Raw genomic sequence first — 22,525 nt, forward strand, 5'->3', positions numbered from 1 at the left:
CGGCGCCTCGCCGGCGCGCTGGGCATGCGCGCGCAGCAGCCCCTGTCGGGGCGCTGACACCCGCTCAGCCGTAGAGATCGCTGACCACGAAGCCCCGCGGCGCGAGCCGCTCGGCCAGCACGCGCCGGTGGCAGCCCGCCGGATCGCGCTCGAAGCAGAGCAGGCAGATCGGCGACGCCTCGGCGAGCGCGGCGAGCTCGTCCAGCGCCGCCATCCCGGCGGCGGTCTCCAGCACCTCCTCGCAGTAGATCCGGCGCATCAGGGCCGCGTCCCCGGCCCGCGCCGCCTGCCGGCCGGATGTCGGCGTGCCGAGGCCGCGCAGATGCGCGTAGCCGAGCCCGGCCGCGCGCAGGGAGGTGCCGAGCGCGCCCTTCGAGAAGCCGCGCTTGCGCGAGTTCGCCACCGCCCGGACATCCGCCAGCACCGCGACACCGGCGGAGCGCAGGACGCCGACGAGGCGCTCCGAGTCGAGGCCTTCGTAGCCTATGGTGAAGAGTTGCTTACTCACGGTGCCCCGTGCGGACTCGCGTTGCGGGACCGCGACTTAGCCGTACGCGGCCCTGTGAACCAGCCGGGGATCGGCGTCGTATGTCGCGGGGATGCAACGCGTCCCGGAATTCCGCCGCAATGATCGCAAAGCTCCGTTAACCGCGCCAGGGCCATCGAATACGCCTGTCTGTGGCGCATCTTCGGTGGCGGGCTAAACACTGATGTCGCGGATCTACACGCCTTCGCGGTCACCGATCGAAGATCTCGCTCGGGGCCTGACCAGTCGCCTGCGGCCGGCCCGGCGCCTCGCCGGGCGGTTCGCCGCCGCCGTGATCTTGGCCGGACTCGCGGCCTGCGCGTCGAACAACGACTTCTACCCGACGAAGGGCGACGCCAAGCCCCATCCGGGCGTGGCCAAGGCCAAGCTTCACCCGATCCAGGGCATCGACATCTCGAAGTGGCAGGGCAACGTCGACTGGGCCTCGGTCCGCGCCGCAGGGACCCAGTTCGCCTTCATCAAGGCCACCGAGGGCGGCGACCACGTCGACGAGCGCTTCCGGGCCAACTGGGACGGCGCGGCCCGGGCCGGCGTGCCCCGCGGGGCCTACCACTTCGTGTTCTGGTGCCGCTCCGCCCGGGAGCAGATGGACTGGTTCAAGAAGAACGTCCCGAACGACCCCACCGCCCTGCCGCCGGTCCTCGACGTCGAGTGGAACGGCCACTCGCAGACCTGCCCGAAGAAGCTGCCCAAGGCCCAGGCCCTGGCGATGGTCACCGAGATGCTGGAGGAGATGGAGCGCTACACCGGCAAGCGCCCGATCATCTACACCGACATCACCTTCCATAAGGACGTGCTGGAGGGCGAGCTCCCCGATTACCCCCACTGGCTGCGCTCCACCGCGGCCGAGCCGGAGCAGCGCTTTGTCAACCGCAAGTGGATGCTGTGGCAGTTCACTTCGACGGGCCGGGTGCCGGGCGTGCGCGGCGACGTCGACCGGAACGCCTTCTACGGCACCCCGTCCGAATGGGCCTCGTTCCTGACGACCGACTGCGATCCGCGCGAGCACAAGCGGCTCTCCGAGCAGGGTCTATGCACGGACAAGTAGATGAACGTCTTCGGCGAAACCTAGGTTAGTTCAGGGACGTAGGGCGCGGGGTATGGCTGACGGGCCCGCGCACCGGCGGGCGAGCCCGAGAGGATCCTGAAAGGAGACTCTCCTCCCGCACCTCTCCGTCCCCATGCCGATCGATTCTGCCGCCCCTACCGGCAACCTGCTCCTCGACGCGCTGCCGGGCCCCGACCGCGCCCTGATCGCGCCCCATCTCGAGCCGGTGACCCTCGTCAAGGGGGACACGGCGCTGATGGCCGGCGCTGCGGCGAGCCGCGTGATCTTCCCGCGCGAACAGGCCGTCGTGGCGCTGATCGTCGCCACGCGGGACGGACGGACGGCCGAGATCGCGGGCGTCGGGCATGAGGGGGCGATCGGCGGGATCATCGGCGAGGGGCGGATGCCGCCCGCGGTCAGCGGGTTGGTGCAGGTCGGCGGGGCGGCACTGCGCCTCGACGCCGATCGGCTGCGACAGGCCGAACTTGAGTCGTCGACGCTGCGCGACCTGTTCGCGCGCTACGCCGACTGCTTCCTGGCCCAGCTGTTCCAGATCGCGGCCTGCAACGCCCTTCACCCGATCGAGCAGCGCTGCCTGCGCTGGCTGCTGTCGCTGCAGGACCGGACCGGCGGCGACACCCTCCCGATCACCCACGAGTTGCTGGCCTCCATGCTGGGGGTGCAGCGGACCTACCTCACCCGCATCCTGCGGGTGCTTCAGGAGCAGGGCCTCATCCGGGTCGGCCGCGGGCGCATCACGATCCTCGACCGCCGGGCAGTCTCCAACGCCGCCTGCGAGTGCCACGCCCGCGTGCGGATGCAGTGCGAGGCGGTGCTCGGCGCGGTCTTCGGACCCGAGGAGCCGCGCCGGACCCAGCCGGTCGAGATGCTCTCGCGGGCCGGGTGAGGCATCGCCGCGCGGTCAGGCGACGACCGGCACGCACACCGGCGCCGCGAGGCCCGGCACCGGCGCCACGACGACGTCGATCCCGTAGATCAGGCGCAGCAGCTCCGGCGTGATCGTCGCGGCGGCGGGCCCGTCGGCGACGAGGCGGCCCGCGTGCAGGGCGATGAGGCGGTCGGCGCAGAGCAGGGCGTGACCGGGATCGTGCGTCGAGAACAGCACGGCGATGCCGGCCTGCGCGAGGCGGCGGATCTGCCCGAGGACGCGGGCCTGGTTGCCGAAATCGAGGCTGGCGGTCGGCTCGTCCATCACGAGGAGCCGCGGCTCGCTGCTGAGCGCCCGCGCGATCAGCGCGAGCTGCCGCTCGCCGCCGCTGATCTCCGTGTAGACCTGATCGGCGAGATGCCCGATCCCCAGGGTGGCCAGCGCCCGCTCGGCGGCCGCGACGTCGGACGGGCCTGGGGCGGTGAACGGACCGAGCCGGCTCGCCCGGCCCATCACGACGACCTCGCGCACGGTGAACGGGAAGAAGGCCGCGTGCGCCTGGGGCACGGCCGCGATCGTGCGGGCGATAGCGGTCCGCGAGAGACGCGCCAGGTCCGCGCCGTCGAGGTCGACCCGCCCGGCCCGGGCAGGCAGCAGGCCGAGCAGCGTCTGGAACAGCGTGGTCTTGCCGCCGCCGTTCGGCCCGACCAGGCACAGTACCTCGCCCGCGGCGAGGTCGAAGGAGACGCCGTGGCCGACGGTTCGGCCGGCGGTTCGGCCGGCCGTGCGGCTGCCATACCCGAAGGCGAGGTCCCGGACCCGGAGCAGCATCAGCTGAAGCCCCGGCGCCCGGAGGCCAGCAGCCAGAGGAAGAACGGTGCCCCGACCAGGGCCGTCAGGATGCCGAGGGGCACCTCGACGGTGCCCAGGTTCCGCGCGATCAGGTCGACCAGCACGAGGTAGCCCGCCCCGAGCACCAGCGAGGCGGGCAGCAGGCGGCGATAATCCGGCCCGACCAGCAGGCGGGCGACGTGCGGCACGATCAGACCGATCCAGCCGATGACCCCGGTCATCGCGACGGCCGCCGCCGTAATCAGCGTCGCGCCGGCGATCAGGACGGGGCGCAGCACCCGCGTCTCCACCCCGAGGGCCCGCGCCTCCGCGTCGCCGAGGCTCATCAGGTTCATGCGCCAGCGCAGCAGCACCAGGGGCACGAGGCCGAGCAGCATCATCGGCAGGGTGGCGGCGACGTCGCCGAGGGTGACCGAGGACAGGCTCCCGAGGAGCCAGAAGGTGATCGCCGGGAGCTGGTTGTAGGGGTCGGCCAGAACCTTGAGGAGCGAGATGCCCGCCCCGAGAACCGCCCCGACCGCGACCCCGGCGAGGACCAGCGTCAGGACCGGGTCGTGGCGCCGCACGGCGAGGCCGACGCCGTAGACCGCCGCGACGGCGCCGAGGCCGCCCAGGAAGGCCAGGGCCTGGATCGGCGCCACCGGCAGGCCGAGATAGATCCCGAGCACGGCGCCGAGGCCGGCCCCGGCCGAGACGCCGAGGATGTCGGGCGAGACCAGCGGGTTGCGGAACAGGCCTTGGTAGGTTGCTCCGGCCGCCGACAGGGCCGCGCCGACAACCAGCGCGGCGAGCACCCGGGGCAGGCGCACCTGCATCACGACGGTCTCCGCCGTCGCCGGAACCCGGAGGGGCAGCCCGAGCAGACGGTGGCCGAGGATCGCGGCGAGGTCGGCGGGCGCGACCGGGTACTTGCCGACGGCCAGCGCAAGGGCGGTCAGCGCCAGAAGGGCGAGCCCGGACAGCAGCGCCGCGGGCAGGGGGAGGCGGGTGCGCGTCCGGATCGTCGCGGCGGAGGCCGGGACGCGGCTCACCGGGACGGGCCCGGGGATGAGCCCGGGGCCGGCGGGCCGAGGAGGGCGGCGGCCTCACCGGCGTCGAGGTCGACATGGTAGAAGCGGCTGAAGAAGGCGCGCACCACGCCGGGCATCGGCTCCGGGAACAGGTCCGGATGGAGCCGGGCCGCCAGCCAGCGCAGGCCGATCAGCCGGTTTACCCCCGGCGGGGCGTCGAACCACGGGAACGGCTGGAGCGGCGCCACGTAGACCCGCCCAGTCTGGACCGCCCGGACGTCCCGCCACAGCGGGTCGGCGCGCAACCCGGCCGCGAAGACCGGGTCGAGAGTGACGATCACGTCCGGGTTCCAGGCGAGAACCTGCTCCGGCGAGACGTTGCCGAGGCGACCGCCGCCGTCCCGCGCGACGTTGCGGCCGCCCGCGGCCTCGATCAGCTCGGTGTTGATCGATCCGGCGAACCCCGTCTCCAGCCCGCGCGGCCCGCGCGCGTAGTAGACCCGAGGCCGCCTCTCCTCCGGAACCGTCGCGACGGCGCGCTCCACCGTGCCGGCGAGACGCTCGGCCTCCGCCGCCAGGGCGTCCGCGTCGGACTGACGGCCCAGGGCCGCGCCGAGCTGCCGATAGGCTTCCGGAGTCTTCGCGAGGCTGCCGTCGAGCAGGATGTAGGGGATCCCGATCTGGGCCTGCACCCGGTCGGCGAGCGACGCGTAGGTCGGCCCGAGGCTGCCCGAATCCACGATCAAATCCGGCTTGCCGGCCAGCACCGCCTCGACGTTGGCCGTGCCGCCGCGCCCGGTCAGGCGGCCGTAGGCGGGGAGGGCCCGGGTCCGGGGCTCGAGGAAGGGCAGCGCCTCGGGATGCGGGGCGCTCACCCAGCCGGCCATGAGGTCGGGCGCCAGGGTATAGAGCAGCACCGCGGCCGGCGGTCCCGCGGCGAGCACCCGACCGACCCGTTCGGGGAGTTCGACCGTGCGGCCGGCCGCGTCCGTGAACGGCCGCGCCGCCGCCCCGCCGGACGCCGCCAGCAGCAGGATCAGCGCCGCGGTCAGGGCGCGGCGGCGGCCGTGTCTCCGCGCCATCAGGCGGGCTTCCGCTCCAGGATCTCGATCAGCGCCCCGTCGGGCCCTTCCACGAAGGCGATCCGCAGTCCGGGGCCGCGCTCGGTTATGCCGGTCCGCACCGTGACGCCGAGGGCTTCGAGATCGGCCATCGCGGCCTCGATGTCGGCGACGCGCAGCCCGACATGCTCGATCCCGAGGCAGGGCGTAGCGGTCGCCGGCGCGATCTCATCCGGGGCCTGCTCGATGAAGACGGCGAGGCCGCCGAGGTCGAGTACGACGCGCTGCACCGGGTTCGCGCCGACGCGCTTCACCTCCCGGGCCCCGAAGGTCTCGACGTAGAAGGAGGCGGCCGCGACGGGGTCGCGGCTGCGCAGGTGAAGGTGGTCGCAGGCGTAGTGCATCGGCTCTCCGGCCCCGGGTGATCGCGTCGCGAGCGGCCTCCGGCGCCGTCCCGCCGGAGGCGCCGCCGCGCGCCGCGTCCGACGATAGGGCCGGCGCGGAGCCGCGGCGAGACCGGCCGCTTGACGTTCGGCGCGAACCCGCAGACTTTCGCCGCTAGGACCGTTGCAGGGATGCAACATCCATCCCACATCCCGGTTGCGAACGCACATCGCACAGCCAACCGCACAGCCAAGAGATCCATGCGCAATCCCTACGACGTGCTGGGCGTGGCCAAGGGGGCGAGCGAGGCCGAGATCAAGAAGGCCTATCGCAAGCTCGCCAAGGACTTCCACCCCGACCGCAACAAGAACGACGCGAAGGCCAAGGACCGCTTCGCCGAGGCGAACTCGGCCTACGAGATCCTGGGCGATTCCGAGAAGCGCAAGCAGTTCGACCGCGGCGAGATCGACGCCGAGGGCAAGCCGCGCGCGACCGGCTTCGAGGGGTTCGGCGGCTTCGGCGGCGGGCGCGGCGGCAATTTCGACTTCGAGAACATGGCGCGCGCCCAGCGCGGCGGCGGCATGGGCGGCGGGATGGGCGAGGACATCTTCTCGCACATCTTCGGCGAGGCCTTCCGCGCCGGCGGCGCCGGCCCGGGCGGCCAGCGCCAGGCGGCCAAGGGCGAGGACGTCGCCGCGGAGCTGCTGGTGACGCTGGAGCAGGTCGCCAGCGAGGAGAAGCTGCGCCTCGCCCTGCCCACGGGCCGGGAGGTCGACGTCGTGATCCCCCGCGGCGTGGTCGACGGCCAGACCATCCGGCTGCGCGGCCTCGGCCAGAGCGGCGGGCCCCGGGCCGAGCCGGGCGACGCTCTGCTCACCATCCGGATCCGCCCGCACCCGCGGTTCACCGTGGAGGGGGCCGACCTGCGCACCAGCGTCGACGTTCCGCTGGAGGATGCCGTGCTCGGCGGCACGATCCGCGTGCCGACGCTCACCGGCGCCGTCGAGATGAAGATCCCGGCGATGACGAGCTCCGGCCGGACCTTCCGCCTCCGCGGCAAGGGCCTGCCGAAGAAGGACGGGACCCGCGGCGACCTGTTCGCCACCACGGCGATCGTCCTGCCGGAAGGCGAGGACGCGGCGTTGACCGAATTCGCCCGCGGCCGCAGGGCCGCCAACGCGGCCTGACCGGCGGGTGTAGCCTCCGGGACGCGCATGAAGGCGCCCGGCGGCGTCCCGGACTTCCGTCGCCGGGCCGCCTCCGCTAAGGAGGCCCCCCGGCCCCGAAAGGGGGCGCGCGGCTTCGGGATCGATCATGGCGGAACACGGGCAGGGCCTTCTGGCGGGCAAGCGGGGCATCGTCCTCGGGGTCGCCAACAACCGCTCGATCGCCTGGGGCATCGCCCGCAGCGCCCGCGCCCACGGGGCCGAACTGGCCTTCACCTACCAGGGCGACGCCCTGCGCAAGCGCGTCGAGCCCCTCGCCAAGGAACTCGACGCCCACGTGATCGGGCACTGCGACGTCACCGAGTCGGCCACGATCGACGCGGTCTTCGCGGAAGCCGCGAAGGTCTTCCCAGACGGCATCGACTTCGTCGTCCACTGCGTCGCCTTCTCCGACAAGGACGAACTGACCGGCCGCTACATCGAGACTTCCGAGGACAATTTCACCAAGTCGCTCCTGGTCTCGTGCTACTCGTTCACCGCCGTGGCCCAGCGCGCCGAGAAGATCATGCGCCCGGGCGGGTCGCTGGTGACCCTGACCTATTACGGCGCCGAGAAGTGGATGCCCCACTACAACGTGATGGGCGTCGCCAAGGCGGCGCTGGAGGCGTCGGTGCGCTACCTCGCGGCCGATCTCGGCCCGAAGAACATCCGGGTCAACGCGATCTCGGCCGGCCCGATCAAGACCCTCGCGGCCTCGGGGATCGGCGATTTCCGCTACATCCTGAAGTGGAACGAGTACAACGCGCCCCTGCGCCGGACCGTGACGATCGGGGAGGTCGGCGAGACCGCATCCTACCTCGTCTCGGACATGGCGGCCGGCATGACCGGCGAGATCCTCCACGTGGATGCCGGCTACCACGTCGTCGGCATGAAGAACCCCGAGGCGCCCGACCTCACCCTCGACAAGGACTGAGATTCTTCGCTCGTCGCGCCCGCAGGGCGTGCGGCGCGATCGGGCATACAATCCTCACGCGTCTTCCGCCTCTTCGAACTCGCCCGAGAGCTTCAGCCCGTCGATCCAGGTCTCGCCGTCGCGCTTGATGACGGTGCGCGGCCGGACGTTGCCGCGCCGCGCGATCCCCGCCGCCAGCCGCTCCGAATGCGTCACGAGCCAGACCTGCGTCCGCTCCGCGGCCCGCGCGATCAGCCGCGCCAGGGGATCCATGAGATCGGGATGCAGGCTGGTCTCGGGCTCGTTGAGCGCGATGAACGGCGGCAGCCGGTAGCCGAGCAGCGCTCCGGCGAGCGCGAGGTAGCGCAGGGTGCCGTCCGACAGTTCCGGCGGATCGAAGGTCCGGGCGGGAAAGTCGGGAAAGCGCAGGCCGAAGCTCGCGTGACGGCCGGGCTCCGGAAGGACGAGCTCCGCGCCCGGGAAGGCGCCGTCGACGGCCGCGTCGATCTCGGTCGTGTCCTGCCGGATATGCGCCAGCGTGGCGAAGACGGCCGCGAGGTCGGTGCCGTCGGACGCGAGCGTCGGCGTCGTCACCGCGAGGCAGGGTCGGCGCAGGGGCGACTCGGCATCCGTCCGGAAATCGTGGTGGAAGCGCCACCCCGCCAGGGCGAGGCGGACCGCGGCGATCTCCGGATGGGCGGTGGCGTCGAGGAGGCATCCGAGGGCGGTCTCCGTCGGAAGCAGGTCCCCGCCGAGGCCGCGCTTGCGGCCCTCCGCGTCGCGGACGAACCCGCTGCGCCCGTCGCGATCGAGGATCACGGCGGTGCGGCCGCGGGTGCGGACCGTCAGGCGCTCGATCTTGACCTGCGGTTCCTTGCGGAAGGCGGCGCCGAAGGTGGTTCCGCCGACCTGCTGCACCAGCCCGATCTCGACCGCGTAGACGAAGTCCTGCCCGATCGTGTCGTGGCGGAGGGTTGCCGACAGGCAGATCCGCGCCGCCTCGCCCTGCCGCCGGCGGCCGGCCCAGAGGGCCGAATCCATGCCGCCCTCGGCGGCGAGGTCGCGGGTCAAGGTGCCCCGAGCTGCGGCCTGCAGCAGCTCCAGGGCGCGGTAGAGGTTGGTCTTGCCGGTACCGTTGCCCCCGACGAAGACCGACAGCGCGTCGACCGGGAAGCTGATCCGCCGCAGAGAGCGGTAGCCCGAGACCGCGACCTCCCGAACCACCAGCATCCCGGCTCCTCCCGCGTCAGTCCGGCACCGTCAGATCCGCGATGCCCCTGGCGGCCTCGGGGAATCGCGGATCCATGGCCTCCAGCGTATCCGCCACGGTGCGGGCAATCACGTAGTTGCGGAACCACTTGTGGTTGGCCGGCACCACCAGCCAGGGCGCGCGGGACGTCGAGCAGCGGCCGAGGGCGTCCGCGAAGGCCTGCTGGTAGGCGTCCCAGGATTTCCGCTCGACCAGATCGGCAGGGTCGAACTTCCAGTGCTTCTCGGGATCGGCGATCCGGTCCTCCAGGCGCTTCTTCTGCTCCGCCTTGGAGATGTGCAGGAAGAACTTGAGGACCGTGGTGCCCGATTCGACGAGCAGGCGCTCGAAATCGTTGATCCGGCCGTAGCGGCTCTGCCAGACAGCATCCGGCACGAGGCCCTTCACCCGGACCACGAGGACGTCCTCGTAGTGGCTGCGGTTGAACACCCCGATCATGCCGCGCCCCGGCAGCCGGGCGTGGTAGCGCCACAGGAAGTCGTGATCGAGTTCCTCGCTCGAAGGCACCTTGAACGAGGCGACCGCGCAGCCCTGCGGGTTCACCCCCTTCAGAACTGACCGGATCGTGCCATCCTTGCCGCCGGTGTCGATCGCCTGGAACACCAGCAGCAGGCTCCGGGCCCGCTCCGCGTAGAGGCGCTCCTGGAGGGCGACGATGCGCTCGCGCTCCTCGGCGAGGGCGTCCTTGGCCCAGTCCTTGTCGAGGTCGCCGACGTCGTCGGGATCGACCGCCGCGAGATCGAAGGGCGCGCCCGGCTCTACCGCCACGATGCCTGGCGCGGGGCGGATCGGCACCGGCTCGTGCTGGCCGAGCGCTGCCGGCACGGATTCGGCGACGGCGTCGACGCTTCCGGCCCACCGGGCCGTCGACGGGCGGTGATCCACGGTGGGATCGTGCAGATCGGCCTCACCTGTCATGCCGTCACCGCGCTTGTGGCCGCGATGATGCTTGCCGTGCTTCTTGGACATGGGGCAGGACCTGTTTCCGGATATTGCCGACCGACGGCGAGAACGGCCGGTATCCCAGGCTGTTCCGGACGCCTGTGCAGGACGGGGTTGAGACGGTTGGGTACGATCTACTTCATCCGGCACGGCCAGACCGCCTGGAATGCCGAGGGACGCCTCCAGGGCGGGCGCGACACCGACCTCAACGCGCAGGGCGAGGCGCAGGCCGCGGCCGTGGCGGAGCGCCTCGCCGCCGCGGCGGGGCCGGCGCTGGCGTCCGCCGATTTCGTCGCGAGCCCGCTCAAGCGTACCCGGCGCACCATGGAGATCCTCCGGACCGCCCTCGGCCTGCCGCCGGAGGCGTACCGCACCGACCCGCGCCTGCGGGAGATCGGCTTCGGCAGCTGGGAGGGCTCCACCTGGGCGGAGATCCGGCGCCGCGACCCGGCCGGCGCGGCCGGGCGCGACCGCGACCGCTGGCACTACCGCCCGCCCGGCCTCGGTGCCGAGAGCTATGCCGGCCTCGTGGAGCGCGTCGGCCCGATGATCGCGGGCCTTGAGCGGGACACGGTGATCGTCGCCCATGGCGGCGTCGCCCGGGCCGCCCTCGTGGCCCTCGGCCATCTCGACATCTACGCCGCGCCCCGCCTCGGTATCCGCCAGGGCGAGGTCCTGATCCTCGAGCCCGGAGGCTGGCGCTGGGCTTGATCCTGTGCGCCCGCGCAGTGCAAAGCCGCCTCGATAACGGCATGATCGGCAGGCTATAGGGCGGCGGCCAGGACAGGCGCCGGCACGAGCGGCCGGCCAGCGGAGCAGCGGATGAGCGACCTCGCCGAGAAGACCCGGCCCGGCCCGGCGGCCGGAGAGCCCGCGCCTCTCGGGGACGCGGCGGCGATCCTGCGCGGCGACCACCGGCCCGACCTGATCCGCGACGAGGTCCTGGCCGAGATCTTCCTCCATGCGGCCGAGACCCGCCCCGATCATTCCTGCCTCGTCGACGGGTCCCGGGTCGAGGCCGGGGGCGTGCACCCGCACCTGACCTACGCGGACGTCGCGGTCCGGGCCGGCCGGATCGCCGCCGGCCTCGCCCATCGCGGCATCGGACCGGGCGACGTGGTCGGCCTGTGGATGGCGCGCGGGCCGGACCTCCTCGTGGCGCAGATCGGCATCACGATCGATGCTGCCGGATACCGGGATCCCGACCCTCGTTCCGGGCTATGCGGCGGTTCCGCCCGGCCACATCGCCACGATCGTCACCAGCCTGGAGATGCTGCGACCGCCGCCCCCGCGGCCGCAGAAAAGCGGCGTGACCATCACAAGACCCGTGACAACCACNCGAAACCGCGAAGGGCGGCCTCTCGGCCGCCCCCGAATCGTATCCGAGGACAGGCTCCGCCTCAGCCGCGCTGGTCGACCGCCACGTAGTCGCGCTGGGCCGGGCCGACCTCGCCGCCGCGACGCCAGCCGACGCGCCGGTACCGGATCCGCGCGCGGCCGGGCTGACGCCCGAGCACCCCGCTTACCTGATCTACACTTCCGGCTCGACCGGCGTGCCCAAGGGCATCGTCATCAGCCACGCCAATATCTGTCACTTCCTGCGCTCGGGGAACGCCCTCTACGGGATGCGCGCCGACGACGTGGTCTTCCAGGGCGCCTCGGTGGCCTTCGACCTGTCGATGGAGGAGATCTGGGTCCCGTACCTCGTCGGCGCGACCCTGTTCGTGGCCAGTCCCGCCATGATGGGCGACCTGGAATCGCTCCCCGGCATCCTGGAAGCCGAGGGGATCACGGTGCTCGACACCGTCCCGACGCTGCTGGCGATGATCTCCGGCGACCTGCCGCGGGTCCGCCTCGTCCTGCTCGGCGGCGAGGCGCTGCCGGAGCCGCTGATCGCCCGCTGGGCGACGGGCGGCCGCCAGCTGTTCAACACCTACGGGCCCACGGAGGCCACTGTGGTGGCGACCGCGGCGGAGATGCGCCCCGGCGAGCCGGTGACCATCGGCGGCCCGATCCCGAACTACTCCGTCTACGTTGCCGGCGAGGACCTCTCCCTGCTCGGCCGCGACCAGCAGGGCGAGCTGCTGATCGGCGGTCCCGGCGTGGCGCGGGGCTACCTCGCCCGTCCCGAGCTGACGGCGGAGAAGTTCATTCCCAACCCCTTCCCGTCGGACGGGACCGACCCCGTCCTGTACCGCTCGGGCGACGCGGTCTCCCTCGATGCCGCGGGCCGGATCGTGTTCCACGGCCGCATCGACGACCAGGTGAAGATCCGCGGCTTTCGCGTGGAGCTGGGCGAGATCGAATCCCGGATCCGCGCGGTGCCCGACATCAACCAAGCCGCCGTCGTGCTCCGGAAGGACGACGGCGTCGACCGGCTCGTCGCCTTCCTGATCCCGGAGCGCGGCCGGTCCATCGACGCCGCCGCCCTGCGCCGGACCCTCGCCGGGCAGATGCCGCCCTACATGGTCCCCGGCCACTTCGAGGTGGCCGAGACCCTCCCGCGCCTGACCTCCGGCAAGGTCGACCGCAAGGCGCTGAAGATCGCCCCGCTCACCGTGGTCGCCGCCGACGGCGAGCAGGAGCCGCCCGCCAACGAGACCGAGTCGGCCCTGGTCGCCGCCGCCAAGCAGGTCTTCGGCAACCAGCCGATCGCCCTCGAGGGCGACTTCTTCTCCGATCTCGGCGGGCACTCGCTGCTGGCCGCCCGCTTCGTCTCGGCGGTGCGCGAGAATCCGCCGCTCGCCGGCATCACGCTGCCGGACGTCTACGCCCTGCGCACCGTACGGGCGATGGCCGACGCGCTCATCGCCCGGACGGGCGGCATGGGCGCCGGCACCGCGACCCGCGACCTGAGCTTCGAGCCGCCGCCGCTGCTGCGCCGGGCGCTGTGCGGCCTCGCGCAGCTCGTCGCGCTGCCCTTCGTGATCGCGCTGGCCACGGCGCAGTGGCTCGGCATGTTCGTGACCTACCTGCTGCTCACCGGCGGCGGGCTCAGCTTCTTCGCCGAGCTCGGGGTGCTGCTCCTCGTCTACGTGGCGATCAACGGCGTGACCGCGGTGGCGGCGGTGGCCGGCAAGTGGCTGATCCTCGGCCGGACCAGGCCGGGCCGGTACCCGCTCTGGGGCACCTACTATTACCGCTGGTGGCTCGCGCAGCGGTTGGCGCCCCTCGTCCACGTGAAGTGGCTGCAGGGTTCGCCGGCCATCGCCATCTACCTGCGGCTCATGGGCGCCAAGGTCGGCCGCGACACCCTGATCTCCGACATCGAGATCGGCGCGCCCGACCTCCTGACCATCGGCGACGGCGCGTCCCTGGGTGGCCGCCTCGTGATCGCCAACGCCGAGATCGTCGGCAACGAGCTGGTCATCGGCACGGCCGAGATCGGCGCGGACGCGGCGGTGGGCACCTCCTGCGTGATCAGCCACGACACGGTGATCGGGCCGCAGGCGGAGATCGCCGACCTGACCACGATTCCGGCGGGCTCGCGGGTCGGCGCGGCCGAGCGCTGGGACGGGTCGCCCGGCCGCAAGGTCGGCATGGCCGACCCGTCGGAGCTGCCCGCGCCCGCCGAGGCCTCGTTCGCGCGCCGCGCGGCCTTCCTGGCGGCCTACGTCGTGCTGCTCGGCGCGATCCCCGCGGTCGGCCTGCTGCCGATCTTCCCGGCCTTCTTCATCTTCGACCAGATCTCGGACTCGCTCTCCGACATCACCGACATCGACTACCACTGGTACCTGCCGATCCTCACCTGGCCCACCGCCATGCTGATGACGGCCGGCACGGTGCTGCTGATCGCCGGCATCCGCTGGGTGGTGCTGCCGCGGACCCGCTCCGGCACCTACTCGGTCCACTCGCTGTTCTACCTGCGGAAGTGGTCGCTGGCCCTCGCCGTCGAGGTCACCCTGGAGACGCTCTCGTCGCTGTTCGCGACCGTCTACATGCGCGCCTGGTACCGGCTGATGGGCGCCAATATGGGCCACGGTGCCGAGATCTCGACCAACCTCGCGGGCCGCTACGACCTCGCCGACGTCGGCGCGAAGAACTTCGTCGCCGACGAGGTTGTGTACGGCGAGGAGGAGATCCGGCGCGGCTGGATGCACCTGGAGCCGACCCGCACCGGAGCGCGGGTCTTCGTCGGCAACGACGCCGTGGTGCCGCCGGGCGCCGTCATTCCCGACGACGTGCTCATCGGCATCAAGTCGAAGCCGCCGGAGAACGCCGCGATGAGCCCCGGCGAGACGTGGTTCGGCTCGCCGCCGATCCGGCTCCCGGCCCGCCAGAAGGTCGATCTCGGCTCGACCGCCCAGACCTACGAGCCCGGCGCGTGGCCGAAGATCCGGCGCGGCATCTTCGAGGCCTTCGCGACCTCGTTCTCGCCGATGCTGTACATCACCCTCGCGATCACGGTGATCGACTGGTATTTCTACCCGGCCATCCTGGAGCAGGACTGGTCCGGGCTCGCCTACAGCTTCGTCGTGGCGAGCGTCGCGATCGCGCTGATCCAGTCGTCGGCGGTCATCGCCATGAAGTGGCTGCTGATGGGTGTCTACAAGCCCGGCATGCAGCCGATGTGGTCGTGGTGGGCGATGCGCACCGAGGCCATCGCGGTGGCCTACTGGGGGCTCGCCGGCAAGGTGCTCCTCGAACACCTCCAGGGCACGCCGTTCCTGCCCTGGGTGCTGCGGCTGTTCGGCGTGAAGGTCGGCAAGGGCGTCTGCATGCTCACCACCGACATCACCGAGTTCGACTGCGTCACCATCGGCGACTACGCCACGATCAACCGGGTCTCGGCGCTGCAGACGCACCTCTACGAGGACCGGATCATGAAGATCGGTCGCGTCGTCGTCGGGCGGGGCGTCTCGGTGGGATCGTTCTCGACCGTGCTGTACGACACGAAGGTCGGGGATTACGCCCGGCTCCGGCCGCTCACCATCGTCATGAAGGGCGAGTCGATCCCCGCCAACACCGAGTGGGAGGGGGCGCCCGCGGTCCCGGTGATCCATCGCGCCTGACGGGCGAGGCGCTCCCCGGGTCCGGACTCGCCTGCATCGGCTCGAAACGCCGGGGCTCGACCCGCGGGGGGGCGGCAATCCGGCGCCCTGTCCGGCCCCGCCATCCCGGTCGCGCGCGTGGAGGAGACCGCACCAAGGTCAGAGCCGGGGCGCTGCTGCAACCGGTCCGGGACGCCGGCTGGATTGTGCGATGAATATGCTGGTGTACTAGTACCTTCGCCCATTATCGTCATTATAATCTAGCTTATTGTGGCTCCGGGTGAGCTATAGTGTTATCGTCACCGGGCTCGTACGACCGTGCTGCCGCACGATTCGGGGAAGGGGACGGCGCCGACGTCCGGGTCGAGGATTGACGATCATCCGTGCAGCTTGATCCCGCCACCCTGCTGGTCGTCAGCGCGGCGACGACCTTCCTGGTCGGCACGCTGTTCATGGCCTCGTGGCGGCAGGCGCCCGAATCCCGGGTGCTGGCCTTCTGGGGCGCGGCGCACCTCGTGGGCGCTGCCGGTTCGGCGGGCCTCGCGTTGCGCAATCAGATCCCCGACCTGATCTCGGTCGGCCTGGCGAACGCCGTGGTGCTCGCCGCCTACGGCCTCATCTGGAGCGGCGTCCGCTCCTTCGAGCGGCGGGAGCCGCGGGTGGGCGTCGCGATGGCGGGCGCTCTCGGCTGGTGCGTCCTCTGCCTCATCCCGACCTTCTACGCGTCGATCGAGGCCCGCATCATCTACGCCTCCGCGGCGGCGGCGCTCTACTGCTGCGCGGCGACGGCGGAGATCTGGCGCGGCCGCGCCGAGCGGCTCGCCTCCCGGATCGCCGCCGCCGCCATCCTGGGGCTGCACGGCACCTTCTACATCGTGCGGATCCCCGCGACGCTGGTGGCGCCGCCGCAGCCGGGTCCGAGCCCGCTCACGTCGCCCTGGGTGGCGATCCTGTGCTTCGTCACCCTGATGTTCTCGATCGCCTCGGCCTTCACCTTCATGGCGCTGGTCAAGGAGCGGGCGGAACGCGAGCAGCGCATCGCCGCCTCCACGGACGCGCTCACGGGCGTGCGCAACCGCCGGGCCTTCGCGCAGGCCGCCGAGGCCGCGATCGCGCGGCACGGCGACGCCGCCCTGCTGCTGTTCGATCTCGACCGGTTCAAGGCCGTCAACGACCGCTTCGGCCACGGGGTCGGCGACGCGGTCCTCGTCGGCTTCTGCGCCGTGGCGACGACGCTGCTGCCCCGCGAGGCCTTGCTGGGCCGCCTGGGCGGGGAGGAGTTTGCCTGCCTGCTGCCGGCCGTGTCGCCCGCCGAGGCCCTGGCCCGGGCCGAGGAACTGCGCCGGACCTTCGCGCAGCTCGAGGTTCCCGAACTGCCGGCCCTGCGCGTCAGCGTCAGCATCGGGATCGCGCAGGCCCGCGCCGGGATCGCGTTCGACGAGCTGATGCGGCGGGCCGACGCCGCCCTCTACGCCGCCAAGGATGGCGGGCGCGACCGGGTCGCCGTGGCCGGGCAGGCCGCGATCCGCGCCGCCTGAGGCCTGCGGGCCGTTCAGGCGAGGGCGCGGGCGGCCTCCGAGACCTTGCGAACCGAGGCGTCGACCACGCCCGCCGAGGCCGCGATCTCCGCCATGGCGGCGTGGACGGCGGCGACGCTCTGCGCGGCGGACTGCATGTTCTCGGTCATGTCCCGGGTCACCGCGGCTTGCTCGGTCACGGCCGACGACACGCTCAGCGAGATCGCGCTGAGCTGCTCGATCGTGGCACCGATCCCGTCGATCGCCGCGACGGCCCGGGACGTCTCGGCCTGCACGGCGGCGATCTGGGTGCCGATCTCGCCGGTCGCCTTGGCGGTCTGCTCGGCCAGGGCCTTCACCTCGGCGGCGACGACCGCGAAGCCCTTGCCGGCGACCCCGGCCCGGGCCGCCTCGATGGTGGCGTTCAGCGCCAGGAGGTTCGTCTGGTCGGCGATCGAGCGGATCAGGTTCACCGCCGCGCCGATCCGGTCTGCGGCGCCGGTCAGGCCCACGACGATCGCCCCGGCCTCCCCGGCGCGGGTGACGACGAGGTCCACGGACGACTTCGCCTGCAGGGCGTGGCGGCTCAGCTCCTCGATCGAGGCGGCGAACTCCTCGGAGCCGGCGGCGACCGCCTCGACGTTCTGCGCGGTCTGACTCGACGTCTCGGCGGTCTCGTCGGCCTGCCGGACGACCCGGCTCATCGAGTCGCGGATCGCCGTGATGTCGGCATCGATGGCGCGCTGGCCCTCGGCCCGGCGCTGCCGGTCCTCGACCTGACGGGTGACATCCGTGGCGAACTTGACGACGGCGCAGGGTTTGCCGTCGGCGTCGAGGATCGGGTTGTAGGCACCGAAGATCCAGACGGTGTGGCCGTCCTTCCCGATCCGCCGGAACTCGCCGGCCTGATACTCGCCGTTGCCGAGGGCGGTCCAGAACGCCGTGTAGGCGGCGCTCGCCGCCTCGGCCGGCGGCAGGAACATCCGGTGATGCCGCCCCCGGATCTCGTCCAGGGTGTAGCCCATGGTGGCCAGGAAATTGGCGTTGGCGTCGGTGATCGTCCCGTCGAGGGCGAAGGTGATCACCGCCTGCGACCGGTCGAGGGCCGCGATCTGGCCGGCGTGGCGGGCGTTGCGCGCGCGCTCCTCGGTGATGTCGGTGGCGAGCTTGACGACCTTGGTCGGCCGGCCGCGCCGGTCGAGGATCGGGTTGTACGAGCCCTGGATCCAGACGATCTGACCGGACTTTGTGACGCGGCGGAAGGCGCGGGCCTCGTGCTGGCCGGCCCGCAGCCGGTCCCAGAAGGCGGCGTAGTCCCGGCCCGCGCGATCGTCCTCCGGAACGAAAACCCGGTGGTGCTGGCCGCGCACCTCGTCGCGCGTGTAGCCCAGGAGGTCGAGGAACAGCGGGTTCGCGTCCATGACGGTGCCGTCGAGGTCGAACTCCACGCGCGCCATCGTCCGGTCGATCGCCGCGAGCAGAGCGTCGTCGCGTGAACCAAACATCGCCATCGGAGCCCGTGCCCGCCTGATCTGTAGAGTCGCGACGAGCATGAGGAGACGCGCTTAAAAATCTGTCAATGGCACGCTCATTTCAGGGTGTGGGCTAGCGCGCGACCGTGGAAATCTGTGTAGCTCGCGTCGATCGTTGAGAGATGTACTTCCCGGTGAGAAAAACTCTATCGGCGTATAAACCGCGCTCGGTCGATCGCGGTGTATTGTCTCTCTATATCGCGTGACTTGGATTCCGCGGCCGGTCATGCCTGGGCGCTGCCGCTCCGGTTGCCCGGCGCGTGGCCCGCGCTAGGAGGAGGGCCGGGAGCCGGCGGCACGACGCGCGTGATGCCGATTCGCCGCACGGCACTGACGGGAGACCCGAGATGGACGAGGCCACGCGGATCGACCGCCTGGAGATGCGCCTGACCGAACAGGACGCGACGATCGAGGACCTGAACCGGACCGTGACCGAGCAGTGGCGGGTCATCGACCGACTCGTCCGGCAGCTCGACGCGCTGCGGGAGCAGGTCGAGGAGGCGGCCGCCCGGGCGGCCCCGCGGGGGCCGGAGCCGCCGCCGCCGCACTACTGAGGGGCGGGGCCGGCGCGCGGTGGCGCGCCGGCCGGGGCGTCAGAAGTTCGCCTGCGTGACGAACTTGGTGACCAGGTAGGCGTCGAGGGCCTCGGGGCCGCCCTCGCTGCCGTAGCCCGAATCCTTGACGCCGCCGAACGGCGTCTCCGGCAGGGCGAGGCCGTGGTGGTTGATCGAGATCATGCCGCTCTCGACCGCGTTCGAAACGCGCGCCGCCCGCTCGGCGGAGCGGGTGTAGGCGTAGGCCGCGAGCCCGTAGGGCAGGCGGTTGGCTTCGGTGAGCGCCTCGTCGTCGTCGGAGAACCGGTTGATCAGCGCCAGGGGGCCGAAGGGCTCCTCGTTCATGATCCGGGCGGTCAGCGGCACCTCGGTGAAGACCGTCGGCTCGAAGAAGTTGCCCCGGTTGCCGATGCGCTTGCCACCGGCGCGGAGCGTCGCGCCGCTCGCCTCGGCGTCCGCCGACAGCGCCGTGACGGCGTCGAGGCGCCGGCCGTGAACCAGCGGCCCCATCTTGGTGTCGGGATCGAGCCCGTCGCCGACCTTCACCGACTTGGCGAAGGTGGTGAAGCCCTCGACGAAGCGGTCGAAGACCGAATCGTGCACGAGGAACCGGGTCGGCGAGACGCAGACCTGGCCGGCATTGCGGAATTTCGAGGGAGCCAGGACGGCCACCGCCTTCTCCACGTCGGCGTCGCCGAACACGATCGCGGGGGCGTGGCCGCCGAGTTCCATCGTGGCGCGCTTCATGTGCTCGCCCGCGAGCGCCGCGAGCTTCTTGCCGACCACGGTCGAGCCCGTGAACGAGATCTTCCGGATCACCGGATGCGGGATCAGGTAGGCCGAGATGGTCTCGGGATCGCCGTAGACCAGCGAGAGCGCGTCGCCCGGGATGCCGGCATCCAGGAAGGCGCGGACCAGGGCGGCGCAGCTCGCCGGCGTGTCCTCGGGGCCCTTCAGGATCACCGTGCAGCCGGTGCAGAGCGCAGCAGAGATCTTGCGCACCGCCTGGTTGATCGGGAAGTTCCAGGGCGTGAAGCAGGCCACGGGGCCGACCGCCTCGCGGACCACCGCCTGCAGCACGCCGTCGGCGCGGCCCGGGATGACGCGGCCGTAGGCGCGCTTACCCTCCTCGGCGAACCAGTCGATGATGTCGGCCGCCGCGAGCGTCTCGACCCGCGACTCGGCCAGCGGCTTGCCCTGTTCCAGGGTCATGATGCGGGCGATCTCGTCGACCCGGGTGCGCAGCAGGTCGGCCGCCTTGCGCATCACCTTGGCGCGCTCGAAGGGGGCGACTTTGCGCCAGGCCGGGAAGGCGCGGGCGGCGGCCGCCAGGGCCTCGTCGAGATCCGCCGTGGTGGCGACCGCGCACTGGCCGATCGTCTCGCCCGTGGCGGGGTTCAGGACCCCCAGGGTGTCCCGATCGCCACCCGCGCGCCAGCGCCCGGCGATGTGAAGCTCGGTATCCGGATACATCGGTCGATTCCCGCTCGGCCGCACCATCGGCCGCAGGCGGAATGTGGCGATGTGGCGCGCCCCGGCAATCCCCGCGGCGGCATGGCTGGCGCCGACTGTATTCAGGCCGCGGCGCGGGCCGGCTCCGGCGCCTCGACGATGGTCGCGGTCCCGTGGCGGGCACGCAGGGTCGCGCCCTTCGGGACCACCCGCCAGCCCTCGCGGCAGCCGTCGATGGGCTCCGAGACGACGACGATGCCGCCCGGCCCCTCGCGGTAATACAGGCTCGGCGGCCGGCCGTCGCAGGCCCAGCGATAGGCGGTCAGCGTCTCGCCGTCCGTGAGCAGCGCGGTGAAGCGCAGCGGCTCGCAGACATGCGCCGCCTCCATCAACTCGCGGACGGTCTTCAGCGTCCGCGCCATCGCGCCGACGGGGTCCGCCTCGAGGCCGTTGGCGAGCGCCAGGAGGAAGATCGCCTCCGAGTCGGTGCTGCCGCGGCGATGGTCGTAGTAGGAATCCGGGATCAGCGCCTCGAGGCGACGCTTGATTCGGTGGTAGCCGCCGATCTGGCCGTTGTGCATGAAGAGGTGGCGGCCGAACACGAAGGGGTGGCAGTTGGCCCGGGCGGTGGCCGTCCCGGTCGAGGCGCGCACGTGCGCGAAGAACGTCCGCGCCCGCACCTGACCGCAGAGGTTCACGAGGTTCTCGTCCGACCACGCCGGGGAGATGTCGCGGTAGACACCCGGCTCGGGCCGCTCGGCGTACCACCCGATGCCGAAACCGTCGCCGTTGGTCTCGGTCTTCCCCTCGTCGGCGTGCAGCGACTGGTGCACCAGCGAGTGGGTCGGCGCGCAGACGAGGTCGGAGAGGAAGACCGGCTCACCGCTGTAGGCGAGGAAACGGCACATGTCGGACGATGATCCTTCAGCTCTGGGCCGCGTTCGATCCGGCGAAACGCTCCGAGCGGGTGGAGACGTTCCGCCGCAGGACGTTAACAGTCGGTCCACGCCGGTGAACAGTTTCTTAACCGCCCGGAAACTGCGCCATTTTCGTGCGTTCCGCATGAAAATGGTGCCGCCTGTCCGCAGGGCAGGCATTCGCCGCCGGAGCGATGCGACTCTTGTGAGCCGCCTCATGAAGGGTCAGCATGGCCGAATCGGGGAATCAGAAGCTCGCCCTCCAGGCGACCGCCCGACGCGGGGCACGGCACCGTCAGCAGGAGACTTTTATGGATCGCGCAACGCCCGATAGTTCCGCCCCCGTGGCGCTCGTCGTGGAGGACGATGCGGCTGTGCGCGATCTCGCGACGGCGGTGCTGGAGGAGACCGACCTCGGCGTGATCGCCTGCGAGAGCGCGGAGGCGGCCCTATCGGTGCTGGAGCGCGCGGACGTGACGGTGGCGCTGCTGTTCGCCGACGTGCGCCTTCCCGGCGCCATGGACGGCGTGTCGCTGGCGCAGGCGGTGAAGCGGCGCTGGCCGGACGTGCGCGTGGTCGTCACCTCGGGCGCGAGCCGGGACGCGCGGCTCCCCGATCAGGCGGTCTACATGCAGAAGCCCTGGCGGGCTCTCGACGTGCTGGTCCAGGCCGAGCGCGCGACGATAGCCGCCAAAGCGGCCTGAGCTGACGGCCTGAGCGCGCGGCGCTCGACGCTCTTCACGTCATCGCGAGTGCCGAGCCCTGGCCCGGCGCTACAGCCGCGACCCGCCGCCTCTCCCGTGCGGGAGAGGGCTGGGGTGACGGACCCGTTTTTTCCGGGGTGGTCGCATCCCTCACTCTGTTCCCTCCCGACGGATCTCGGGCCTGCCCGAGATCCGTCCTGAGAAGTCCGAGTCGGGCAAGCCCGACCTGGGTGGAAAGGGGAAACGCGCCACGTGCGGTTCGCGTGACTGGACGCCTCATCCGGCCGCGACCCAAAGAAAAAGCCCGGCCTGCGCGTGCAGGCCGGGCTTTCTCAAGACTGAGGTGGTGTCGCTCAGGCGGCGGGAGCCGGGCTGACCGGGGTCTGGCCGGCGGCGTTGCCGCCCTGGCCCTGCGCGGCGGACGGCGACGGGAAGCCGGGACGACGGCCGCCGGCGGGGAAGCGGGGCTTCGGCTTCGGCGCGGCGATCAGGCCCTCGCGGATCGCGGTCTTGCGGGCCTGCTTGCGGGCGCGGCGGACGGCCTCGGCCTTCTCGCGAGCCTTGCGCACGGACGGCTTCTCATAAGCCTTGCGCTGCTTCATCTCGCGGAAGATGCCCTCGCGCTGCATCTTCTTCTTGAGGACGCGGAGCGCTTGATCGACGTTGTTGTCGCGAACGAGTACCTGCAACGGACTTGATCCTCTGGACCTGAAGTTCTGGGTTCACGCGGCCCGCCG

At 71.8% G+C, this 22,525-nt stretch carries 19 protein-coding genes and 1 pseudogene; 9 read left to right on the plus strand and 11 right to left on the minus strand.

The window, feature by feature from the left end; genetic code table 11:
* Window positions 1-64 precede the first annotated feature (64 nt).
* A complete protein-coding gene (locus MMR14E_RS04430; protein ID WP_331312992.1) occupies window positions 65-508 on the minus strand; it encodes a DUF488 domain-containing protein in 444 nt (147 codons plus the stop codon).
* A gap of 202 nt (window positions 509-710) precedes the next feature.
* Between MMR14E_RS04430 and MMR14E_RS04435 the strand changes: the two genes are divergently transcribed.
* Window positions 711-1,595, plus strand: coding sequence for a GH25 family lysozyme (locus tag MMR14E_RS04435; RefSeq protein WP_331312993.1), 885 nt, complete (start codon window positions 711-713; stop codon window positions 1,593-1,595).
* Window positions 1,596-1,728: 133 nt separating this feature from the next.
* Complete coding sequence (locus MMR14E_RS04440) at window positions 1,729-2,502, plus strand: Crp/Fnr family transcriptional regulator (protein ID WP_331312994.1); 774 nt, start codon at window positions 1,729-1,731, stop codon at window positions 2,500-2,502.
* Window positions 2,503-2,517: 15 nt separating this feature from the next.
* Here MMR14E_RS04440 and MMR14E_RS04445 read toward each other — a convergent pair whose 3' ends face one another.
* Genes MMR14E_RS04445 through MMR14E_RS04460 form a run of 4 tightly spaced genes read right to left on the minus strand, consistent with a single transcriptional unit; the run spans window position 2,518 to window position 5,811 of the window.
* On the minus strand, window positions 2,518-3,315 hold the full coding sequence (locus MMR14E_RS04445; protein ID WP_331312995.1) for an ABC transporter ATP-binding protein: 798 nt from the start codon (window positions 3,313-3,315) through the stop codon (window positions 2,518-2,520).
* Entirely contained in the window at window positions 3,315-4,367 is a 1,053-nt protein-coding gene (locus MMR14E_RS04450) for an iron ABC transporter permease (RefSeq protein ID WP_331312996.1), read from the minus strand. The genes MMR14E_RS04445 and MMR14E_RS04450 overlap by 1 nt, the downstream gene beginning before the upstream one ends.
* On the minus strand, window positions 4,364-5,428 hold the full coding sequence (locus tag MMR14E_RS04455; RefSeq protein ID WP_331312997.1) for an iron ABC transporter substrate-binding protein: 1,065 nt from the start codon (window positions 5,426-5,428) through the stop codon (window positions 4,364-4,366). The genes MMR14E_RS04450 and MMR14E_RS04455 overlap by 4 nt, the downstream gene beginning before the upstream one ends.
* A complete protein-coding gene (locus MMR14E_RS04460; RefSeq protein WP_331312998.1) occupies window positions 5,428-5,811 on the minus strand; it encodes a VOC family protein in 384 nt (127 codons plus the stop codon). Before MMR14E_RS04460 ends, MMR14E_RS04455 begins: the two co-directional genes overlap by 1 nt.
* A 240-nt stretch (window positions 5,812-6,051) precedes the next feature.
* On the opposite strand from MMR14E_RS04460, the gene MMR14E_RS04465 reads away from it, so the two are divergent.
* Together MMR14E_RS04465 and fabI are read left to right on the plus strand one after the other, a co-directional pair.
* Complete coding sequence (locus MMR14E_RS04465) at window positions 6,052-6,978, plus strand: J domain-containing protein (protein WP_331312999.1); 927 nt, start codon at window positions 6,052-6,054, stop codon at window positions 6,976-6,978.
* A gap of 127 nt (window positions 6,979-7,105) precedes the next feature.
* Window positions 7,106-7,930 (plus strand): enoyl-ACP reductase FabI, encoded by an 825-nt coding sequence (fabI, locus tag MMR14E_RS04470; RefSeq protein WP_012322413.1) that lies wholly within the window; start codon window positions 7,106-7,108, stop codon window positions 7,928-7,930.
* A gap of 54 nt (window positions 7,931-7,984) precedes the next feature.
* On the opposite strand, the gene MMR14E_RS04475 is transcribed toward fabI, so the two are convergent.
* Together MMR14E_RS04475 and MMR14E_RS04480 are read right to left on the minus strand one after the other, a co-directional pair.
* Complete coding sequence (locus MMR14E_RS04475; RefSeq protein WP_331313000.1) at window positions 7,985-9,139, minus strand: AAA family ATPase; 1,155 nt, start codon at window positions 9,137-9,139, stop codon at window positions 7,985-7,987.
* Between the two features lie 16 nt (window positions 9,140-9,155).
* On the minus strand, window positions 9,156-10,148 hold the full coding sequence (locus MMR14E_RS04480; protein ID WP_331313001.1) for a polyphosphate kinase 2 family protein: 993 nt from the start codon (window positions 10,146-10,148) through the stop codon (window positions 9,156-9,158).
* Window positions 10,149-10,244: 96 nt separating this feature from the next.
* On the opposite strand from MMR14E_RS04480, the gene MMR14E_RS04485 reads away from it, so the two are divergent.
* From MMR14E_RS04485 to MMR14E_RS04500, 3 genes and pseudogenes are all read left to right on the plus strand, one after another.
* The gene (locus MMR14E_RS04485) at window positions 10,245-10,832 is read left to right on the plus strand and encodes a histidine phosphatase family protein (RefSeq protein WP_331313002.1); all 588 of its coding nucleotides are present in this window, start codon (window positions 10,245-10,247) and stop codon (window positions 10,830-10,832) included.
* 111 nt (window positions 10,833-10,943) lie between these two features.
* Window positions 10,944-15,133: pseudogene (locus MMR14E_RS04495) on the plus strand (Pls/PosA family non-ribosomal peptide synthetase).
* Window positions 15,134-15,495: 362 nt separating this feature from the next.
* On the plus strand, window positions 15,496-16,650 hold the full coding sequence (locus MMR14E_RS04500) for a GGDEF domain-containing protein (RefSeq protein WP_331313004.1): 1,155 nt from the start codon (window positions 15,496-15,498) through the stop codon (window positions 16,648-16,650).
* 14 nt (window positions 16,651-16,664) lie between these two features.
* Here MMR14E_RS04500 and MMR14E_RS04505 read toward each other — a convergent pair whose 3' ends face one another.
* Window positions 16,665-18,140 (minus strand): PAS domain-containing methyl-accepting chemotaxis protein, encoded by a 1,476-nt coding sequence (locus MMR14E_RS04505; RefSeq protein WP_331313005.1) that lies wholly within the window; start codon window positions 18,138-18,140, stop codon window positions 16,665-16,667.
* A gap of 368 nt (window positions 18,141-18,508) precedes the next feature.
* On the opposite strand from MMR14E_RS04505, the gene MMR14E_RS04510 reads away from it, so the two are divergent.
* Window positions 18,509-18,715 carry a SlyX family protein gene (locus MMR14E_RS04510; RefSeq protein WP_020092944.1) on the plus strand — a complete coding sequence of 69 codons (207 nt, stop codon included), beginning with the start codon at window positions 18,509-18,511 and terminating at the stop codon, window positions 18,713-18,715.
* 39 nt (window positions 18,716-18,754) lie between these two features.
* Here MMR14E_RS04510 and MMR14E_RS04515 read toward each other — a convergent pair whose 3' ends face one another.
* Both MMR14E_RS04515 and MMR14E_RS04520 read right to left on the minus strand, forming a co-directional pair.
* On the minus strand, window positions 18,755-20,188 hold the full coding sequence (locus MMR14E_RS04515; RefSeq protein WP_331313006.1) for an NAD-dependent succinate-semialdehyde dehydrogenase: 1,434 nt from the start codon (window positions 20,186-20,188) through the stop codon (window positions 18,755-18,757).
* A 101-nt stretch (window positions 20,189-20,289) separates the two neighbouring features.
* Window positions 20,290-21,075, minus strand: a complete 786-nt coding sequence (locus tag MMR14E_RS04520) for a class II glutamine amidotransferase (RefSeq protein ID WP_331313007.1) — start codon at window positions 21,073-21,075, stop codon at window positions 20,290-20,292.
* A gap of 320 nt (window positions 21,076-21,395) precedes the next feature.
* Here MMR14E_RS04520 and MMR14E_RS04525 point away from each other — a divergent pair, with 320 nt between their 5' ends.
* Window positions 21,396-21,788 carry a response regulator gene (locus tag MMR14E_RS04525; protein ID WP_331313008.1) on the plus strand — a complete coding sequence of 131 codons (393 nt, stop codon included), beginning with the start codon at window positions 21,396-21,398 and terminating at the stop codon, window positions 21,786-21,788.
* 353 nt (window positions 21,789-22,141) lie between these two features.
* Here MMR14E_RS04525 and rpsU read toward each other — a convergent pair whose 3' ends face one another.
* The gene (gene rpsU / locus MMR14E_RS04530; protein ID WP_012322424.1) at window positions 22,142-22,477 is read right to left on the minus strand and encodes a 30S ribosomal protein S21; all 336 of its coding nucleotides are present in this window, start codon (window positions 22,475-22,477) and stop codon (window positions 22,142-22,144) included.
* Window positions 22,478-22,525 lie beyond the last annotated feature (48 nt).

Source organism: Methylobacterium mesophilicum, assembly GCF_036441335.1.
GTDB classification, from domain to species: Bacteria; Pseudomonadota; Alphaproteobacteria; order Rhizobiales; family Beijerinckiaceae; genus Methylobacterium; species Methylobacterium mesophilicum_B.

Excerpts from the sequence above, each read along its gene's own strand:
- MMR14E_RS04435 (WP_331312993.1), top strand. The coding sequence starts at position 711 with ATGTCGCGGATCTACACGCCTTCGCGGTCACCGATCGAAGATCTCGCT.
- MMR14E_RS04525 (WP_331313008.1), top strand. The coding sequence starts at position 21,396 with ATGGATCGCGCAACGCCCGATAGTTCCGCCCCCGTGGCGCTCGTCGTG.
- MMR14E_RS04505 (WP_331313005.1), bottom strand. The coding sequence starts at position 18,140 with ATGGCGATGTTTGGTTCACGCGACGACGCTCTGCTCGCGGCGATCGAC.
- MMR14E_RS04480 (WP_331313001.1), bottom strand. The coding sequence starts at position 10,148 with ATGTCCAAGAAGCACGGCAAGCATCATCGCGGCCACAAGCGCGGTGAC.
- MMR14E_RS04465 (WP_331312999.1), top strand. The coding sequence starts at position 6,052 with ATGCGCAATCCCTACGACGTGCTGGGCGTGGCCAAGGGGGCGAGCGAG.
- MMR14E_RS04515 (WP_331313006.1), bottom strand. The coding sequence starts at position 20,188 with ATGTATCCGGATACCGAGCTTCACATCGCCGGGCGCTGGCGCGCGGGT.
- MMR14E_RS04460 (WP_331312998.1), bottom strand. The coding sequence starts at position 5,811 with ATGCACTACGCCTGCGACCACCTTCACCTGCGCAGCCGCGACCCCGTC.
- MMR14E_RS04520 (WP_331313007.1), bottom strand. The coding sequence starts at position 21,075 with ATGTGCCGTTTCCTCGCCTACAGCGGTGAGCCGGTCTTCCTCTCCGAC.
- MMR14E_RS04455 (WP_331312997.1), bottom strand. The coding sequence starts at position 5,428 with ATGGCGCGGAGACACGGCCGCCGCCGCGCCCTGACCGCGGCGCTGATC.
- MMR14E_RS04445 (WP_331312995.1), bottom strand. The coding sequence starts at position 3,315 with ATGCTGCTCCGGGTCCGGGACCTCGCCTTCGGGTATGGCAGCCGCACG.
- MMR14E_RS04475 (WP_331313000.1), bottom strand. The coding sequence starts at position 9,139 with ATGCTGGTGGTTCGGGAGGTCGCGGTCTCGGGCTACCGCTCTCTGCGG.
- MMR14E_RS04440 (WP_331312994.1), top strand. The coding sequence starts at position 1,729 with ATGCCGATCGATTCTGCCGCCCCTACCGGCAACCTGCTCCTCGACGCG.
- fabI (WP_012322413.1), top strand. The coding sequence starts at position 7,106 with ATGGCGGAACACGGGCAGGGCCTTCTGGCGGGCAAGCGGGGCATCGTC.
- MMR14E_RS04510 (WP_020092944.1), top strand. The coding sequence starts at position 18,509 with ATGGACGAGGCCACGCGGATCGACCGCCTGGAGATGCGCCTGACCGAA.